Origin of the sequence: Nonomuraea terrae (assembly GCF_044465245.1) — a bacterium.
GTDB lineage: Bacteria > Actinomycetota > Actinomycetes > Streptosporangiales > Streptosporangiaceae > Nonomuraea > Nonomuraea terrae.
Genome location: NZ_JBITLL010000003.1, coordinates 276,016 through 293,551 on the forward strand (window position 1 = coordinate 276,016; position 17,536 = coordinate 293,551).

At 73.8% G+C, this 17,536-nt stretch carries 14 protein-coding genes; 4 read left to right on the plus strand and 10 right to left on the minus strand.

Features of this window, described 5'->3' with window-relative positions:
- Nucleotides 1–11: 11 nt before the first annotated feature.
- Complete coding sequence (locus ACIBP6_RS13795) at nt 12–971, minus strand: Ppx/GppA phosphatase family protein (RefSeq protein ID WP_397051984.1); 960 nt, start codon at nt 969–971, stop codon at nt 12–14.
- A 9-nt stretch (nt 972–980) separates the two neighbouring features.
- Nucleotides 981–2,204, minus strand: coding sequence for a cytochrome P450 (locus tag ACIBP6_RS13800; protein ID WP_397051986.1), 1,224 nt, complete (start codon nt 2,202–2,204; stop codon nt 981–983).
- 141 nt (nt 2,205–2,345) lie between these two features.
- Between ACIBP6_RS13800 and ACIBP6_RS13805 the strand changes: the two genes are divergently transcribed.
- Both ACIBP6_RS13805 and ACIBP6_RS13810 read left to right on the plus strand, forming a co-directional pair.
- A complete protein-coding gene (locus tag ACIBP6_RS13805; protein ID WP_132620282.1) occupies nt 2,346–3,161 on the plus strand; it encodes a formylglycine-generating enzyme family protein in 816 nt (271 codons plus the stop codon).
- A gap of 4 nt (nt 3,162–3,165) precedes the next feature.
- The gene (locus ACIBP6_RS13810; protein ID WP_397051988.1) at nt 3,166–4,311 is read left to right on the plus strand and encodes a UDP-N-acetylglucosamine--N-acetylmuramyl-(pentapeptide) pyrophosphoryl-undecaprenol N-acetylglucosamine transferase; all 1,146 of its coding nucleotides are present in this window, start codon (nt 3,166–3,168) and stop codon (nt 4,309–4,311) included.
- Here the strand turns inward: ACIBP6_RS13810 and ACIBP6_RS13815 are convergent.
- From ACIBP6_RS13815 to ACIBP6_RS13845, 7 genes are all read right to left on the minus strand, one after another.
- The gene (locus ACIBP6_RS13815; protein ID WP_397051990.1) at nt 4,287–5,177 is read right to left on the minus strand and encodes a hypothetical protein; all 891 of its coding nucleotides are present in this window, start codon (nt 5,175–5,177) and stop codon (nt 4,287–4,289) included. The genes ACIBP6_RS13810 and ACIBP6_RS13815 overlap by 25 nt on opposite strands.
- Nucleotides 5,178–5,197: 20 nt before the next feature.
- Nucleotides 5,198–6,106 (minus strand): hypothetical protein, encoded by a 909-nt coding sequence (locus ACIBP6_RS13820; RefSeq protein ID WP_397051992.1) that lies wholly within the window; start codon nt 6,104–6,106, stop codon nt 5,198–5,200.
- A 5-nt stretch (nt 6,107–6,111) separates the two neighbouring features.
- A complete protein-coding gene (locus ACIBP6_RS13825) occupies nt 6,112–6,999 on the minus strand; it encodes a hypothetical protein (protein WP_397051994.1) in 888 nt (295 codons plus the stop codon).
- Between the two features lie 48 nt (nt 7,000–7,047).
- Nucleotides 7,048–9,144: an MMPL family transporter gene (locus ACIBP6_RS13830; RefSeq protein ID WP_397051996.1), complete on the minus strand. Its 2,097-nt coding sequence runs from the start codon at nt 9,142–9,144 to the stop codon at nt 7,048–7,050.
- Nucleotides 9,145–9,294: 150 nt separating this feature from the next.
- Nucleotides 9,295–9,945, minus strand: a complete 651-nt coding sequence (locus tag ACIBP6_RS13835; RefSeq protein ID WP_397051998.1) for a response regulator — start codon at nt 9,943–9,945, stop codon at nt 9,295–9,297.
- The gene (locus ACIBP6_RS13840) at nt 9,942–11,117 is read right to left on the minus strand and encodes a sensor histidine kinase (RefSeq protein ID WP_397053390.1); all 1,176 of its coding nucleotides are present in this window, start codon (nt 11,115–11,117) and stop codon (nt 9,942–9,944) included. The genes ACIBP6_RS13835 and ACIBP6_RS13840 overlap by 4 nt, the downstream gene beginning before the upstream one ends.
- Nucleotides 11,118–11,211: 94 nt before the next feature.
- Nucleotides 11,212–12,633, minus strand: coding sequence for a hypothetical protein (locus ACIBP6_RS13845; protein WP_397052000.1), 1,422 nt, complete (start codon nt 12,631–12,633; stop codon nt 11,212–11,214).
- 154 nt (nt 12,634–12,787) lie between these two features.
- Here ACIBP6_RS13845 and ACIBP6_RS13850 point away from each other — a divergent pair, with 154 nt between their 5' ends.
- Nucleotides 12,788–13,444, plus strand: coding sequence for a response regulator transcription factor (locus ACIBP6_RS13850; RefSeq protein WP_397052002.1), 657 nt, complete (start codon nt 12,788–12,790; stop codon nt 13,442–13,444).
- A complete protein-coding gene (locus ACIBP6_RS13855; RefSeq protein WP_397052004.1) occupies nt 13,441–14,601 on the plus strand; it encodes a sensor histidine kinase in 1,161 nt (386 codons plus the stop codon). Before ACIBP6_RS13850 ends, ACIBP6_RS13855 begins: the two co-directional genes overlap by 4 nt.
- Nucleotides 14,602–14,678: 77 nt before the next feature.
- Here the strand turns inward: ACIBP6_RS13855 and ACIBP6_RS13860 are convergent, their stop codons facing one another.
- Complete coding sequence (locus ACIBP6_RS13860; protein ID WP_397052006.1) at nt 14,679–17,528, minus strand: NACHT domain-containing protein; 2,850 nt, start codon at nt 17,526–17,528, stop codon at nt 14,679–14,681.
- Nucleotides 17,529–17,536: the final 8 nt, after the last annotated feature.

Sequence of the window (17,536 nt, forward strand, 5' to 3'; positions counted from 1 at the left end):
ATAGATCACGGTTACTCCGCCCCACCGTTCATCGGGTCGAGCCGTCCGGGCAGGAGATCCAGCCGGCGCAGGATCACGCCCTCGCGCAGCGCCCACGGGCACACGTCGAGCCGCTGGACCTCGAACAGGTCCATGACCGCGTCGGCGACCAGGGCTCCGGCCGCCAGCTGCATGGCGCGGCCCTCGGACACGCCGGGGAGCTGACCGCGTTCGGCGGAGCTCATGGTGGTGAGTTTCACCGCCCACTCGGCCATGGCCTCGCGCGAGAGCGAGCGTGAGACGTACAGGCCCTCGCTCGACGGCGCCGCCCCGGCGATCCTGGCCAGCTGCTTGAACGTCTTGGACGTGGCGACGGCCCGGTCGGGCACGCCGTACCTGACCACGCCGCCGACCGTGCGGGCGATCTCGGTGCGTACGTGCCTGCGCAGTTTGCGCACTTCGTCGGCGGACGGCGGGTCGCCGGTGAACCAGTCGCGCGTCAGCCGCCCGGCGCCGAGCGGCAACGACACGGCCATGTCGGGCTCCTCGTCCACTCCCGCGGCGATCTCCAGCGAGCCGCCGCCTATGTCGAAGGCCAGCATCCGCCCCGAGGACCAGCCGAACCAGCGCCGCACGGCCAGGAACGTCAGCCTGGCCTCGTCACGGCCCGACAGCACCTGGATGTGCACGCCGCAGCGGGCGTCGATCTCGGCCAGCACCTCCTCGCCGTTCGGGGCCTCCCGTACGGCGGAGGTGGCGAAGGCGACGAGGTCCTCCACACCCTTGTCCTCGGCGAGCCTGACGGCCTCCGCCACGAAGTCGCCCAGCAGTTCGATGCCCGGCCTGCCGAGCTGGTTGTCCTTGCCGAGGTGCTCGGTCAGTCGCAGCTCGACCTTGTGCGAGTAGGCCGGAATCGGGCGGGCGCCGCGGTGAGCGTCCACAACCAGTAAATGAACGGTGTTCGAACCGATGTCCAGCACGCCTAGTCGCATGGGAAAACGCTACCGGTCTGCCGCTTTCACGGCGAAACGGAGGTGGAAGTGGTCGAGCGTGCCGGGCATCGCGCCCTCCAGCCGCACCGACGGCCGCAGCTCGCGCTCGCGCAGGATCGCGCCCAGCAGCGTCGCGGCGGTGAACAGCACCAGCTCCTCCCCCGCGCAGCGCGCGAACCCGGCGCTGAAGGGCACTCCCGCCCACGTGTCGCCGCCGTCCACCCAGAGCTCGGGCCGGTAGGAGGAGCCGGGCTCGGCCCGGTTGACGTACGGGCTGTAGATCACCACCAGCGTGCCCTCGGGCGCGCCCCAGGGGTTGGGCCCGATGACCTCGCGCAGAATGGCGATCGTGGTGGGCCAGAGCCGCAGCGACTCCAGCACGGCCGCGCGCAGCAGGTCGTGGACGGGCGGGGCCGGATGGCCGGCGAGCAGGGCGAGCGCCCGGTAGACGGCCATGGCGACGGCGTCGAAGGCGAACAACCAGTGCGGCACCTGCCCGTCGGCGTGCACGTCGGCGGGGGCGTGCGCGGCGGCCAGCGTCGCCGCGAGGCTGCCGGGCTCCGCCCGCGCCAGGTGACCGCGCAGCCGGCGCAGGAAGGCGGTGCGCACGTCGGTGCGCTGCCCGCGCAGGGACGACCAGTTGGCGTCGCGGCGCAGCCGGTCGAGCTGCCGGACGAGGGTGACGTCGTCGCGGGCGCCGTCGCCGAGCACGATGCGGCGCACGAGCCGCCAGTGCGCGGCGTGGAAGACCTGCCAGGTCAGCACGCCCTCGCGGGGCAGCGTGGCCGCCTCCTCCTCGACGACGCGGGCGAAGGGGCGCAGGTCGGTGGAGAGCACCTCGTCGTTCAGCGACCGCCGCCGCTGGCGCAGCCCGTGGTCGGGCGTGATGAGCACGCCGTCGGGCTGGAAGTGGGCGAGCGCGCCGCGCTTCTCCCGGGTCGCCGGGGTGAACGCGCGGTCCTCCAGGACGGCCAGCACGTCGTGCGAGGCCAGCGGCAGCACGGCGTGGCCGCGCCCCGGCACCGGCACCAGCAGGGGCGCGTCGCCGTGCTCGGCGCGCAGCCGGCGCAGCAGCCGGACCGCGCGGCCGTCCGCGTCGGCGAGCGCCGCCAGACGCACCATCGTGGGCCTGCGTACGACGACGCCCTGGGCCAGCGCCGGCAGCGCCAGCGTGGTGGCCACGGCCAGCGCCTGAGCGGGCGTGACCCGGGTCGGCCGGGTGATCGTGGGCATGCCGCAGGCACTACCCTTCCATGGTGTCATGACACGTTTGGGGGATCTTTGAGCGCTTGCTGTGGCCCGAGCAGAGACTCCGCCCCGGGACCGTTCCCGGCGGTGGTGGCGACTCCCGCGCGGCGGACGGCGCCGCGCGGCATGGTACGCATCCCGGGCGGAACGTTCCTGATGGGCGGTGACGACCCCGACGGGCGTCCCGAGGACGGCGAGGGGCCGGTCCGCGAGGTCCGTCTCGAACCGTTCCTGATCGATCCGGCGTGTGTGACGAACGCGCAGTTCGCGACGTTCGTCAAGGAGACCGGGTACGTGACCGAGGCCGAGCGGTTCGGCTGGTCGTTCGTGTTCCGGCAGTTCGCCACGCGCGGCGTGATGGACGCCACCGTGCCGGACGCGCCCTGGTGGGTGGGCGTCGAGGGCGCCTCGTGGCGCTCGCCGGAAGGCCCCGGCTCCTCGATCGGCGACCGGCAGAACCACCCGGTCGTCCACGTGTCCTGGAACGACGCCGACGCGTACGCGGCGTGGGCGGGCAAGCGGCTGCCCACCGAGGCGGAGTGGGAGATGGCGGCCAGGGGCGGCCTGGAGCGCAAGCGCTACCCGTGGGGCGACGAGCTCGCGCCGAAGGGCCGGCAGCGGTGCAACATCTGGCAGGGCCACTTCCCGACCGCGCCGAGCAAGGGCACGATGCCGGTGAAGTCGTTCCCGCCGAACGGCTACGGCCTCTACAACGTCGCCGGCAACGTCTGGGAGTGGACCGCCGACTGGTGGGACACGACGTGGGAGCCGTACGCCGAGAACCCGGCGGGGCCGGCGCAGGGCACGGCGAAGGTGATCCGCGGCGGGTCGTACATGTGTCACGACTCCTACTGCAACCGCTACCGCGTCGCGGCGCGCACGATGAACACGCCCGACTCCTCGACCGGGCACACCGGCTTCCGTTGTGCGGCCATACTCTGATCGCATGTCACGAACCCTGCGACTGCTGATCACCGGCGGCGGCACCGGTGGTCACACCTACCCGGCCCTGACCACGCTGGCCGCCGTGCAGCGGCGTCAGGTGCCGCACGACGTGCTGTGGGTCGGCACGGCCGGCGGCCTGGAGGCGCGGATCACGGCCGAACACGGCATCCCGTTCAAGGCGATCACCACCGGCAAGCTGCGCCGCCGCCCCAACCTCAAGGAGCTCGGCACCAACATCGCCGACGTGTTCCGCATCCCGGTCGGGGTGTTCCAGGCGATCGGGCACGCGGCCCGCTTCCTGCCCGACGTGGTGCTGTCGACCGGGGGCTACGTGGCGGTGCCGATCGGGGTGGCGGCCAAGCTCATCCGCCGTCCGCTGGTGATGCACGAGCAGACGACCGTGGTGGGCCTGGCCAACCGCATCCTGTCGCGGCTCGCGACCCGGATCGCGCTGTCGCACGAGTCGTCGCTCGACCACCTGCCCGCCGCGGCGCGGGCCAAGGCCGTGGTGACGGGCAACCCGATCAGGCCGGAACTGCTGCAGGGCAACCGGGCGGCGGCCTACGACCTGTTCGGGCTGACGTTCGAGGTGCCGCTGATCTACGTGACGGGCGGCGCGCAGGGCAGCAAGCAGATCAACACGCTGATCGCGGAGATCCTGCCGCGGCTGCTGGAGCACGCCCAGGTCGTCCACCAGTGCGGGCCCGCGTGGATCGACCAGATGCGGGCCGTGGGGCTGCCTCCGGAGCTGGCCGACCGCTACCACCCGGTGCCGTACGTCGGGAGCGAGCTGGCCGATCTGTTCGCCGCGGCCGACGTGGTGATCTCGCGCAGCGGCGCCGGCACGGTGTCGGAGCTGACCGCGATCGGCCGGCCGTCGGTGCTGATCCCGCTGATCCCGACCGGCGGCGACGAGCAGCGCAAGAACGCCCGCTACCTGGCCGCGGCCGGGGCGGCTCGGGCGCTGCTGGAGCCGCACCCCACGGGCGAGATGGTGCTGGCGGAGCTCATGCCGCTGCTGGCCGACCCGGAGCTGCGGCACACGATGGGGCAGGCGGCGGGCAAGCTGGGCCGGGTGGACGCCGCCGACGCCCTCTGCGACCTGCTGCTGCAGACCGCGGGCTACGCGGGCCCCGGGTCGAGGTAGCCGAACGCCTCGCGGGCGGAGCTCATGCTCCGCCGCAGCGCCCGTTCCAGCCGGTCGGCGTCCTCCGCGAGGCGGTCCAGCTCGGGCACGGCGGAGACGTCGGCCCCCGTCTCGGCGACCAGCTCCTCGTAGCGGTGCAGCCGGCCGCGCAGCTCCTGGATCTGGTGGTGGGCCGTGTACGCGCGCTCGGCCTCGGCGACGTTGATCGCGTACCGCTCCAGGGCCTCCACCCTGGCCAGCACGGCCGCCTCGCTGCTGTCGAGCGCCCTGGCCAGGGGCTCGGCCACGGCCGCCACCTCGGGGGTGAGCCCGCGTGAGACGGTCTCCCGGTGCTGGGCCCGCAGGTCCGACAGCTTGGCCAGCAGCCGGGCGATCTCCCACTCCTGGGCCGGCAGCATGACCGCGTTGCGCACGTCGTCGAGCAGGCCGTCGGCGTTGACGCGGGAGCCGGTCACGGTCGCGATGGCGCGCTGGGCGCGGGCGAGCAGCCGCCGGGAGGACTCGTCGAGGTCCTCCAGGAGGACGTAGCGGCCCTCGTACCAGCGCAGGTGCTCGTAGGCCTGGCGGTCGTGCTCGTCCTGCTCGTCCTCGGGGGCGTCGTTGTGCACGAACACCACGATCATCAGGGGCAGGCCGAGCAGCAGGAGCAACATGCCGACGCCGCGGCTCAGGCCGCCGATGCCCAGCATCAGGCCGAACAGAGCGACCGCGCCGAAGGCGACGACCGCGCGGTAGCGGGTGCCCGACAGCACCCGCCTCGGCTGGGGCGCCCAGCCGCGGCGCATCTTGAGAAGCACCAGCCGGCTCTCCCTGAGCAGCTGGGCGTCGTCCGGCGGTACTCCGGGGTCTACCACGACATCCGCCACGAACCGGATCCTAAGCGAAGTCAGTCATGTAGATGGCGGAAAGCTTCGTGCGCTGAACTGACACTGTCACGTAATGCCTGCTCAAGACGGTCGGCATCGTCGGACAAACTGCTCAGCTCCGGCACGGCCGAGCCGTCGGCGCCGGACTCGGCGAGCAGCTCCTCGTAGCGCGGCAGCCTGGCGCTGAGGCGGGCGATCTGCTTCCCGGCGCGGTAGGCGCGCTCGGCGTCGGCCACGTGGCCGGCGTAGCGCTCCAGGGCCTCGACGCGGGCGAGCACCGCCTCCTGGCTGCTGTCCAGGGCGTGGGCGAGCGGCTCGGCCACGGCCGCCACCTCGGGGGTGACGCCCTCGGAGACGATGTCCTGGTGCTCGGAGCGCAGCTCCGACAGCTTGGCCAGCAGCCGGGCGATCTCCCATTCCTGGGCGGGCAGCATGACCGCGTTGCGGACGCCGTCCAGCAGGCCGTCGGCGTTCACGCCGGAGCTCATGACCTCGTCGATGGCCGCCTGCGCGCGCGACATCAGGGCCCTGGCGGGCTCGTCGAGCTGCTCGCGCAGGACGTAGCGGCCCTCGTGGCGGCGGGCGGTGTCGTACACGTCGGCCTCCAGCGTGTGCCGCCGCTCGACCTCCGCGTCGGGCCGGGGCCGCAGCAGGACGCCGACGACGAGCAGCGCCGCGAGCGTCATGATCACCGCGAAGGGCGGGTAGCGCTCGGCGAGGAACAGCGCCAGGCCGTACACCGCGGCCGCCACGGCCGCCGCGGTGGCCGCCAGCCGGACGGTCGCGTCGGCCACGGACCTGGAGCGCTTGTACGCGGGCGCCCATCCCACGTGGATGCGCACGAGCAGTTTGCGGTTGTCGCGCAGGAGGGCCGCGGCGTCGTCGGGCACCGCCGGATCGACTATGAGCTTCGCCTGGCGTCCGGGCACGTCGGTCAGCTTTCGAGATAGCGGAACGCTTCATGAGCCGAACGGACACTGCGTCGTAAGGTGCGCTCCAGCGTGTCGGCGTCCTCGGACAGGCGGTCGATCTCGGGGACGGCCTGGGCGTCCGCGCCGGACTCGGCGAGCAGCTCCTCGTAGCGCGGCAGCTTGGCGCGCAGCTCCTCGATCTGGGCGCGGGCGTGGTAGGCGCGCTCGGCCTCGGCGACGTGGCCGGCGTAGCGCTCCAGGGCCTCGACGCGGGCGACCACGGCGGACTCGCTCTCGGCCAGGGCCCGCTCCAGCGGCTCGATGACGGCGGCCACCTCGGGCGCGATGCCCCGGATGAGCAGGTCGCGGTGTTCCATGCGCAGCGCCGACAGCTTGGCCAGCAGCCGGGCGATCTCCCACTCCTGGGCGGGCAGCATGATGGCGTTGCGGGCGTCGTCGAGCAGGCCCTCGGCGTTGACGTGGGAGCGCAGCACCGACCCGATCGCGCGCTGGGCCCTGGCCAGCACCTTCCCGGCCTCATGGTCGAAGTCGTCGTGCAGCAGGAAGCGGCCGTCGTACCAGCGGGCCTGCTCGTAGACGGTGCGCTCGTGCGGACGGTCGTCCTCGGGGACCTCGCTCATGGAGGCGATCTTGACCAGGACGACGAAGACGTACATGCCGAGCAGGATGAACCCGGCCGGTGCCAGCGGGCCGGCGAGCAGCACGGCCATGAGCGCGATCATGACGGGGGTGGCGGCCAGTAACACCGCGCCCGAGGGGCCGCGGCGGCGCGGCTCGGCCGCGGCGGCAGGGGGCACCCATCCGGCTCTGATCCTGGACAACAGCGGGGCGTTGGCACGCAGCAGTCCGGCAACCTCCGGCGGCACCGCCGGATCGACGACCACACCCACGTTCTGTCCTGGCACCCTGGCGCCCCCAACGCTCGTGATGTTCGGATATTACGTAACATTCCTCCTGAGTGTCAGCCTCCGCAAGGCCAGTCCGGGGAACCACCAGTTGCGCGCACCGAGCACTTCCATGACGGCGGGCACCAGGACCAGGCGCACCACTGTGGCGTCGACCAGCACCGCGACGGCCAACCCGACCCCCATGACGCGCAGCGCGCGGTCGTCGAAGGCGCCGAAAGCGGCGAAGACACAGAACATGATCGTGGCGGCGGCGGTGATGACCCTGGCGGTCTTGGCGAGACCCGCGGCGACCGCGCGGCCGTTGTCGCCGTCCTGAAGGTACTCCTCCCTGATCCGCGACAGCAGGAACACCTCGTAGTCCATCGACAGGCCGAACGTGACCGTGAACAACATCATCGGCACCCATGCGTCGATCGGGCCCTCCGTGCCCAGGCCCAACACGTCGAACTGGAAGACGGCCACGATGACGCCGTAGGCGGCGCCGATGGACAGCAGGTTCACCGCGATCGCCTTGACCGGCAGGACGAGACTCCTGAAGACGGGGGTGAGCAGGGCGAACGCGGCCAGCAGCACCGCCCCGACCACCCAGGGGAGGCGTTCGGCGGAGTGGCGGGCGTAGTCGAGGGCGGCGGCGGTGGAGCCGGTGACGAGCACCCGCTCGGGCAGGTCGGCGCGCAGCCGCCGAATGAGGTCCTCGGTGCGCTCGTCCTGCGGCCCGGTGCCGGGGACGACGATCGCGGCCCGCTCGCCCACGGGGAACGCCCGCGCGACCCCCGGCACACCGGCCGCCGACGCCACCGCCCTGTCTCGGTACGCCCACGCGTCGCCGTCCGAGGCGGTCGTCTCGCCGTCTGGGGGTGCCGCCTCGCCGTCCTGGGCCGGCGCGTCGGTGGCCGGCGCGACGGCCAGGATCAGCGGGCCTGCCATGCCGGGGCCGAACCCCTGGGCGAGCAGGTCGTGCGCGCGGCGGGTGGTGTCGGTGACGGGACGGTCGCCGGGGTCGGACCAGCCGACCCGCAACTGCGTCGCGGGCAGGGCGAGCGCGGCGAGCGCCGCCAGCGCCGCCAGCGCCGCCGTCCACGGCCGGCGCTGGACCACCCGGCTCCATCGGTACGCCAGCGGTGTGCGCTCGGCACGGCGTGGCAGTGAGAACCGGTCGATCCCCGTGCCGATCATCGTGAGCAGGGCGGGCAGGAGGGTGAGAGCGGCGAGCATCACCATGAGGACGCCGCAGCCCGCGGCAAGGGCGATGCCGCCGCCGAGCGACGGGCCGAGGAAGAGGATGCCGGACCCGGTGACGATGACGATGATGCCGGCGAAGAACACGGACCTCCCCGCCGTCCGCATGGCCTCCACAACGGCCCTCTCGACGCTCCCGGCGTTCCGGGGCTCTCCCTTCTGGGCGGGGGGCGGCGGGTCGGCCAGGGCGGTGCGGAAGCGGGTGACGATGAGGAGGGCGTAGTCGATGCCGACGCCGAGGCCGAGCATGATCGTGAGGTAGACGCCGAAACCGGGCGTGGGGACGAGGTGGCCGAGCACCGACAGCAGCGCGACGCCGCAGGCCACCCCGATCACGCCCACGACGAGCGGGAGCACGGCCCCGATCAGCGAACGGAACGCCACCAGCAGCACCACCGCGGCGGCCAGCAGCCCGAGGCCCTCCGTGAGGCCGCCGGGGGTGGAGTCGGCGAAGTCGGCGCCGGACAGCTCGGCGGTCACACCGGCCGCCCGGAAGCCGTCGCGCAGCTCGCCCAGCTCTCGGATCGCGGCCTCGTCCGGGTAGTCGAGGGGGATGGAGGCGACCGTCCCGTCCGCGGAGACGCGCCGGTCACCGGTGAGCACGCGAACGCCTGGGACGGCGTCCATGCGGGTGAGCAGGCCGGTGACGGGCCCGCGTACCGCGGCGGAGTCGACCCCGGACGGGGCGGAGACGACGAGGGCGCCCGGCGGCTCGACGGGGGCGGCCCCGCCGAGCAGATCGGCCGCCTGCTGGCTCTCGGATCCCGGGAGGGTGAAGTCGTCGTCCGCGGGGCCCGGCCACGCGGCGGCGGCCGCGATGAGGGCCGCGGACAACGCCAGCCACAGCACGACCACGAGCCGGCGGTGGCGGATGCAGAAGCGAATCATGCGGCGACCGTAGGAACGCGGGCCGCTCCCGGTCGTCCGCCCACCGCGGGCGAACGCCTACGCCACCCGCGGTACCCCGTCACCGTCCAGGACCTCCCCACCGGACTCCAGGAACGCCCCGGGACGTCTCGGCCCGCCGCCGGGGAAGTCTCAGGCGGAGCCTCCGGGGCGGATGAGGCCGGTTTCGTAGGCGATCACGACGAGTTGGGCGCGGTCGTGGACCGACAGCTTGGCCATCATGCGGTTGACGTGCGTCTTCACGGTGAGGGGGCTCATGAGGAGCTCGTCGCCGATCCGCGCGTTGGTGAGGCCGCGTCCGACGCGCGCCAGTACTTCGCATTCGCGCCCGGTCAGCGCGGCCAGCCGGCGGTCGTCGGGGGCGGCGGGGCGGGCGGTGAACTCCTCGATCAGCCGCCGGGTGACGCCCGGCGACAGGAGGGCGTCGCCTCGGGCGGCGACCCGGACCGCGTGCCGGATCTCGGCCGGTTCCGCGTCCTTGACGAGGAAGCCGCTGGCACCGGAACGGAGCGCCTCGTAGACGTACTCGTCGAGGTCGAAGGTGGTGACCACGACGACGCGCAGGCCGGCGGCGGTCAGGGCGCGGGTGGCCGCGAGGCCGTCGAGCTCCGGCATGCGGACGTCCATGAGCACCACGTCGGGGCGGAGCTCTCCCGCCAGGCGGACGGCCTCGGCGCCGTCGGCGGCCTCGCCGACCACGGTCAGGTCGGCTTCGGTGTCGAGCAGCGCCCGCAGCCCGGCCCGGACGAGGGGCTGGTCGTCGGCGAGCAGGACCGTGATCACGCGGGCAGCCGGGCGGTGACGCGGAACCCGCCCGAGGGGCCGTTCCCGGTGGCCAGCAGGCCGCCGACGGCGGCGACGCGTTCGGCCATGCCGGTCAGGCCGTGCCCGCGCGGGGCCCGGCTGCCCCGGCCGTCGTCGTCCACCCGCACGGTCACCGCTCCCTTCTCGTACGTCAGCGTCACCGCCGCCGTGGTGGCGCCGGCGTGGCGCATGGTGTTGGTCAGAGCCTCCTGCACGACACGGTAGACGGTCAGATCGGCGGCGGGTGGCAGATCGCGGCGCTCCCCCTGGACGTCCAGGGTCACCGGCAGCCCGGCCGTCCGCAGGAGTGCGGGCAACCGCGCGACCCCGGGCAACGGATCCCGTCCCTCCCTTGGGTTCCCCCGATCCCGATCCGAAAGCCCGTCCGGCCGCGCCACGTCCGCCTCGCTCCCGGGGGACGACAGGGGGTGATCAGCGGCGGGCGGGCGCAGGACGCCGAGGACGGCCTTCATTTCCGCCAGTGCCTGTCTGCTGGCGGAACGGATCACCTGGAGGGCGGCGGCGGCCTCCGGCGGGCCGCCGGCCCGTTCGACGGCTTCGGCCGCGACGGCGGCGTGCAGGGCGATCACCGACACCGTGTGGGAGGTGACGTCGTGCAGCTCTCTGGCCACCCGCAACCGCTCCTCCTGCGCCCGCCGCAGCGCCTCCTCCTCGCGGGTGCGCTCGGCCTCGGCGGCGCGCCGTTCGACCTCCGCCGTGTACGCGCGTCTGGCCCGCGACACCTCCGCCGGTTGGGCGGCGAGCAGGACGAGCAGCGCCCAGACGGTGGCGGCGATGGTGACGTCGGTCTCGGCGCGGGCGAGCGCCGCCGCTCCCGGCACCGCCGTCAGGAACGCCGCGCCCGCCCACCCGGCCGCCCGCCGCCCGGCGGCGAGCGCCGAGAACAGCGCGATCAGCGCGGGCACCGCCCACAGCGCGATGGCGTACCCCAACGTGAAGATCACCGCCGCGGCCCCCGCGGACACGGCCAGCGCCGCCTCCGGCCGTCTGCGCCACCACGCCAGCCCGAGCACGGTGGCGGTCAGCAGCGCGTACCCGAGCGGGTCGAGGGGCCGGGCGGCCGGCTGGTTGCCGTAGGCCATGAACGTGGAGAAGAAAACGGCCACCGCCATGACGCAAACCAGGGCCATCGTCTTCACACCTGCACGGTAGTGCGCCCCTTCCCCGCAGGGCGATACTCCCCCCGCGGTACCCGGGTACGGCGGACGCGGGTGATCCGGTGCGTCAGGCCCGGCGGGAGGCGACCTTCCTCGCGACGGCGGACGCCGCGCGCCGGACGGCGGACGCCACGTGCCGCAGCGCGGGTGCCGCGGCCACGCAGGCCGGCGGGATGGCGGGGACGACGTAGCGGTGGTCGAAGTCGAGCGCCGCGACCGGCCCGACGAGCAGGACCATCGCCAGCGACCATGGCAGCAGCGCCGGACCGCGCCGCCGCAGCGCGCCCAGTCCGCCCACCACCAGCAGCACGGCGAGCAGGGGGCCGTGGAGCAGCCATGGATACCGGTAGGCGGCCAGGATCGACGCGTACGGCTCCACCGAGCGCATGCCGCGAATGTCGGGGTCGTACTCCCGTCTGACCTCGCCGACGAGGGCGTGCTGCTCGGGCAGCGGCCACGCGCCGCGCGGGAACGACGTATGGGCGCGCACCCGCTTCGGGTGGGCGACCGGCTCCCAGGTGAAGGCCAGCGAGGTGTCCCGGACGACCTCGCGCAGGTAGTCGAGCGGCTGGGCGGCGATCGTCCGCAGGGCGAACGACCGGGCCGGCCCGTTGTGGGAGAAACGGTCGCCGGGCAGGAGGTTGAGCGAGGAGCGGGGGTGCCAGACGTACTCGGAGGCGGCGTCGGTGACGGTGCCGTTCGGGCAGAGGGCGGCCTCGGCGGGCGGCGGCTTGACGATCGAGCAGTCGGCGAAGGTCATGGTGCGGGCCCACAGGGCGACCCCGTCGGAGCCGGTCAGGGCGAATCTGCCGTGGTGCTGGGCGTACCAGCCGGCGTAGGCGGCCAGCGGCAGCGCGCCCGCGAGCAGCAGGGCCGCGGTCCTGCGCCACGGCGTGCGGCGTACCAGCAGCCAGAGCGCGGCCACGCCGATCAGCGGAACCGCCGCGGTGCGGGTCAGCCCCGCCAGGGCGAGCAGGACGCCGGCCGCCGCGGCCACCCGGACGGACACCTCGGGCCGCCAGGTGAGCACCAGCAGGGCCGCCGTCACCAGGACGATCACCTGCAGGTCGGACAGCACGGCGTGTTCCAGGCGCAGGAACGCCGGGTCGAACAGCACCGGCACGGCGGCCGCTGCCGCCGCCCAGCCGGGCAACGACCAGCGGCGCAACAGCGCGTAGACCATCACGCCCACGCCGACCCCCAGGGCGTGCTGGACGCCCGCGATCAGCTCCACGCTGCTGAACGGCCGCAGCAGCCAGAGGAACCACGAGTATCCCGCCGGGTGGAAGGTTCCCTGCGGGCGCAGGTGGACGGCGGCGTCCAGGTACGTGAAGGAGTCGTACCAGTAGAGCTGGGCGGTGTCGTAGCCCAGCATGACGAGCACCCGCAGTGCGACGGCCGGGATCAGCACCCACCAGAGCGCCCGATGGCGCGTGGGCGTCCCGATGACGGGGCCGTCCGTGTGCGGCCGCGTCGTGACGGCTGTCATGCGTCCCCCTGAGACGCGGGCCGGGCGGATCCCGGCCGTGGGGAGGCAGTTCAGCCGGTGGCGGATAACGCCGGCGTCACCGAAAGTGGTTATGCGCGCGTTATGCGATCTGGTCCACACTGGTGGCTCTTTGTCGTCTGTCTTGGGGGTACGGGTGCGTGTTCTCGTGGCCGAGGACGAGCGGATGCTCGCCGACTCGATCGCCGAGGGTCTCAGGGGCGAGGCGCTGGCCGTCGACGTCGCCTACGACGGCGACGCGGCGCTCGAGCGCCTGGGCGTGCACGAGTACGACGTGCTCGTCCTCGACCGTGACCTGCCGGGGACGCACGGGGACGAGGTGTGCCGGGCGGTCGTCGAGCGCGGCCGGCTGGTCAGGGTGCTCATGCTGACCGCGGCGGGCGACGTCCGCTCACGGGTGGCGGGGCTGGCCCTGGGTGCGGACGACTACCTGCCCAAGCCGTTCGCGTTCGAGGAGCTGGTGGCCCGGGTGCACGCGCTGGGCCGCCGGTCCAGGCCGGCGGACCCGCCGATGCTGGAGCGGGCGGGGGTGCGGCTGGACCGGGCGCACCGGCAGGTGTTCCGCGACGGCCGGTACGTGCCGCTGGCGCGCAAGGAGTTCGGCGTGCTGGCGGAGCTGCTGCGGGCCCAGGGGGCGGTGGTCTCGGCGGAGCTGCTGCTGGAGAAGGTGTGGGACGAGCACACGGACCCGTTCACGAACACGGTGCGCACCACGATGGTGAAGTTACGCAAGAAGCTCGGCGAGCCCCAGGTGATCGTTACCGTGCCGGGATCGGGGTATCGCATCCCATGAGTGTGCGCCTGCGTTCCGCACTGGCCTGCGCGGCGGTGTTCTTCGTGCTCTCCGGGCTGGTCGTGGCCGGCCTCTATCTCGTCGTGCGGTCGAGTCTCGAATACCGGGGCTCGCTCCTCACCCCCGACTTCGTCCGGGTCACGCGCGACCACCACCTGTACTACGCGCCGCGGTATTCCGACGGGTACGAGCTCGCCCGCGGCTTCGCCATGCGCGTGCGGAGCACCTACCAGGACGACGTCCTCGGCGACGTGCGCACGTTCGGCTGGATCGCGGTGGCGGCCGGGACGGCCGCCGCGTTCGGGCTCGGCTGGCGGTCGTCGGGCCTGGTGCTGCGCCCGCTCAGGAAGGTCACCGAGACCGCGCGCAGGGTGGCCCAGAGCCACGACCTGACCGAGCGCATCGGCCACCGGGGCCCCCGGGACGAGGTCGGCGAGCTGGCCGACACCTGCGACACCATGCTGGAGCGGCTGGCGCGCGCGTTCGACGGGCAGCGGCGCTTCGTCGCCAACGCCTCCCACGAGCTGCGCACACCCCTGACGATCAACCGGACGCTCGTCGACGTGGCCGTGCGGCGGCAGGACGCCACCGAGGACGTCAAGCGGCTGGGCGAGTCGCTGCTGCTGGTCAACGCCCGGAACGAGCGGCTCATCGACGGGCTGCTGGCACTGGCGGAGGGCGAGCGGGCCGTGCTGGACCGCCGGCCGTTCGACCTGTCGGACGTGGCCGAGCACGTCCTCGACCAGACGGCGCAGGAGGCGGCCGGGCGGCAGGTGACCGTGCACCGGCTGCTCGACCCGGCCCCGACGGCGGGCGAGGCGGTGCTCGTCGAGCGGCTGGTGCAGAACCTGGTGGAGAACGGGATCCGGCACAACCATCCCGACGGGGAGGTGTGGGTGACGACGCGGCGGCGGGCCGACCGGGTGGAGCTGCTGGTGGCCAACACCGGGCTGCAGGTGCCGCCGTACGAGATCGAGACGATCTTCGAGCCGTTCCGGCGGCTGCACGGCGACCGGCTCGGCTCGGAGCGGGGCAGCGGCCTCGGCCTGTCGATCGTGCGGGTGATCGCCGACGCGCACGGCGGCACGGTGACGGCGAGCCCTCGGGACGAGGGCGGCCTGACGATCACAGTGGAGTTGCCCGCCGAGCCGGCATGACATCCGTCGTCCGGGCGCCACGGCCGGCCCTCCGCCCCGGGCGGCACGCACGCGTGGAGTCGAGGGCCCGGGGGCAGTCAGTCGAGGCGGCGCGGGTCGCCGGGGAGAAGGGCGTCCTGGTGGATCTCCCACAGGGCCGATTCCGGGATGCCGGCCTTGACGAGCTGGTCCCAGGTCGAGAGCCGGTCGGCCGGGTCGGCGAGCAGGGCCTCCAGCAGGGGCCGCAGCTCGGCCCGGTCGGCACCCTCCTCGCGCCACAGCGCGCCGAGCGCCCGGTGCAGGGCGGGCGTGCGGACGCCGGCCGTGCGCAGCAGCTCCTCCAGGATGCCGGCGCGCTCCCGGTACGGCAGTGACCGACCCTCCCCCACCGCCCGCAGCAGCAGGTCGAGCAGCCTGCGGTGGCGGGGGGTGTGGCCGGTGGCGACCGCGACGACCACGTCTCCCATGGCGCCGGCGTCCGCGTCCGCCCCGAGCACGACGTCCTCCACGCCGTCCGCCATGATCCGGCGGGCCGCGAGGGCGGTGACGAGCCCGTCCCAGCCCTCCTGCCCGAGCTGTCCCTTCCACAGGTACGTCAGCGACGACCACCGCTCCAGATGGTCGGGCCCGCGCAGGATCGACGAGACGGTGACCGGCTGCTCGGAGGCGGCCACGATGAGGAGGGTGAGGTTCGCGGAGTAGGCGGCCAGGCGGCGGGTCATCGTGTGCCGTACCGGGCGGAACCCGGTGAAGTGCCGCCGCGGCCGCTCGTGCAGGGAGCGCCGCAGCAGCCCGGCCAGCTGGTCCGCGCAGCGGGCACGCACCGCCGAGGGCACCTCGTCCAGCAGCTCCAGGATGAACCCGACGGTCGGCCCGCGCTCGGCCAGGCACGAGTGGGACGTGACCGCGTACAGCAGGTCGTCGTCCACGGCCTGCACGAGGGCCAGCGGCTCGTCGCCGACCAGGCGGCGGCGCCGGTCGAGGTCGCGTACGGCGTACAGGGTCAGCCAGGCCACCAGGAATTCGGCGAACGTCGAGTGCAGGAAGGCGTGGCCGTTGCGGCGGACGAAGAAGAACCGCTCGGTGGCCCGGCGCGCCCAGTCGACGCGCGGCTCGTCCTCGCCGGGGTCCTCCTCGCCGCCGTGGCACAGGGCGGGCAGATCCCGGTTGAGCGCCTCGTCGGTGATGACCTGGCTGCCGCGCGCCAGCATGGACAGCGCCACCGCGCCGAGCAGGACGAGCTCCTGGTCGATCGCCACCCGATGGGCGCCACCGGTCTCGCGTTCGGTGTAGTCGCGCAGCAGCACCTCGTACAGGCGGGAGCGGGCCAGGGGGCCGTGGTCGTGGTGCAACGCGTTGCCGCCGGCGTCGTAGAGGGCGAGCAGCAGCAGGAGCAGCGGATGGCGGGCCATCTCGCCGTGCACGAGCGCCGCCTCGGCGGTCAGGGGCTTGAGGTCGCGGCGGGCGAGCAGGGCGCGGTTGGCCTGGTCCCAGATGTCGAGCCACTGGCGTACCTGGTCGTCGTCGAACGGCCGCAGCTGCAGCGCGAGCAGCCCAGGAGGGAAGCGGATGCGGTCGGCCACCACCGTGCGGCTGGTCACGATCACCGCGACGGGACGCCCGTGGCCGGCCTCGGCGGCCTGGAACTCGCGTACCCGCTCCAGGTAGTCGTAGCGGTGGACGCCGCCCTGGACCAGCTCGTCGAAGCCGTCCAGCAGGATCACCGGCATCGCGCCGTCGCCGGCCGCCACGAGGTCGGCGTAGGCGACCTTCTCCCCCAGCACGGCGGCGACGGCCTGCTCGATCTGCTCGGCGACGCCGGCGCGGGCGCGTACGCCGCCGAGCTCCACCCGTATGGGCAGGAACTCCGAGCGGGCCAGGCGCGCGGCGAGCACCTCGGTCAGCTTGGTCTTGCCCGAGCCCGGCTCGCCCAGCACGAGCAGCGGCGCCTGCGTGGCCCGCAACGAGGTCAGGTGACCCACCAGGAACGCCTCCGGGTCGGGCAGCAGCCGCCGCTCCTCCCACCAGACGCGGTCGGCGGGCGCGGACTCGCGGGTGAGCTCCGCCACCCGGCAGCGCGGGCTGAGGTAGCCCTCGCCGAGCAGCGGCAGCGAGACGTCCTCGGGCAGCTTGCCGGCCAGCAGCAGCGGCTGGTCGAGGGCGTTGGCGGCCATCCTGACCCGGTGGATCAGCGGCTGGTCCCCGACGCGGGGCGGGGCCAGCTCGGCCAGCAGCCAGGCGACCCGCGACAGCGCCGTGGCCCGCTGGGGGCGATCGGTGACCAGGCTGCGCACCCCGAACTCGTGGCTGTCGAGCGCCAGCGACCGGTAGTCCTCGTCGTAGGTGCGCAGGGCCCGGGCGGGCGGTCCCTCGGCGAGCAGGCGGGGCAGCAGGAGCCGCTCGTCGGCGCTCAGCTCGTCCCAGACGGACAGGCCGCCGACGTATCCGGCCACGGCCTCGGACATGCGCAGGAAGACGCGTTCGACCTCCTTGCGGGTGTCGGCGTACGGCACGTGCGGCTCCGGCGTGGGCAGGCGCTCCAGCAGCAGCGCGGCCACCAGCCGGGCGAACCTCTCGCGGGTGGGCACGCCCCGGGAGATCGTCTCGCCGCGGTCGAGCCGCTCCAGCGTGAACGGCAGCCGCGCCTCGCCGAGCGCCTCGAAGTACGCCGAGACGACGATGACGGCGTGCGCCGCGGCCAGCCGCTGGGTGCGGGTGAACCGGTCGACGCCGCGCCTCGGCTCCGGCATGCGGCGGACGACGTCCTCGCCGAAGGCCACGATGGCCTCGCGCATGTCGCGCAGGCTCGTCGTGGCCAGCTGACCGCTGCCGGCCAGGGCGTATCCGGTGCGGGCCGCGGTCGAGGCGAACCCGACGACCTTGACGAGCCTGCCGTCCTTGCAGCCGAGGATCCTCAGGGCGTCGGCGTAGCTCGGGGTCTCGATCATGGCCTGCT

What these genes read in the sequence shown, in the direction of transcription:
- ACIBP6_RS13795 (WP_397051984.1), bottom strand. Translation starts at nt 971, where the DNA reads ATGCGACTAGGCGTGCTGGACATCGGTTCGAACACCGTTCATTTACTG.
- ACIBP6_RS13800 (WP_397051986.1), bottom strand. Translation starts at nt 2,204, where the DNA reads ATGCCCACGATCACCCGGCCGACCCGGGTCACGCCCGCTCAGGCGCTG.
- ACIBP6_RS13805 (WP_132620282.1), top strand. Translation starts at nt 2,346, where the DNA reads ATGGTACGCATCCCGGGCGGAACGTTCCTGATGGGCGGTGACGACCCC.
- ACIBP6_RS13810 (WP_397051988.1), top strand. Translation starts at nt 3,166, where the DNA reads ATGTCACGAACCCTGCGACTGCTGATCACCGGCGGCGGCACCGGTGGT.
- ACIBP6_RS13830 (WP_397051996.1), bottom strand. Translation starts at nt 9,144, where the DNA reads ATGATTCGCTTCTGCATCCGCCACCGCCGGCTCGTGGTCGTGCTGTGG.
- ACIBP6_RS13840 (WP_397053390.1), bottom strand. Translation starts at nt 11,117, where the DNA reads ATGGCCCTGGTTTGCGTCATGGCGGTGGCCGTTTTCTTCTCCACGTTC.
- ACIBP6_RS13845 (WP_397052000.1), bottom strand. Translation starts at nt 12,633, where the DNA reads ATGACAGCCGTCACGACGCGGCCGCACACGGACGGCCCCGTCATCGGG.
- ACIBP6_RS13855 (WP_397052004.1), top strand. Translation starts at nt 13,441, where the DNA reads ATGAGTGTGCGCCTGCGTTCCGCACTGGCCTGCGCGGCGGTGTTCTTC.
- ACIBP6_RS13860 (WP_397052006.1), bottom strand. Translation starts at nt 17,528, where the DNA reads ATGATCGAGACCCCGAGCTACGCCGACGCCCTGAGGATCCTCGGCTGC.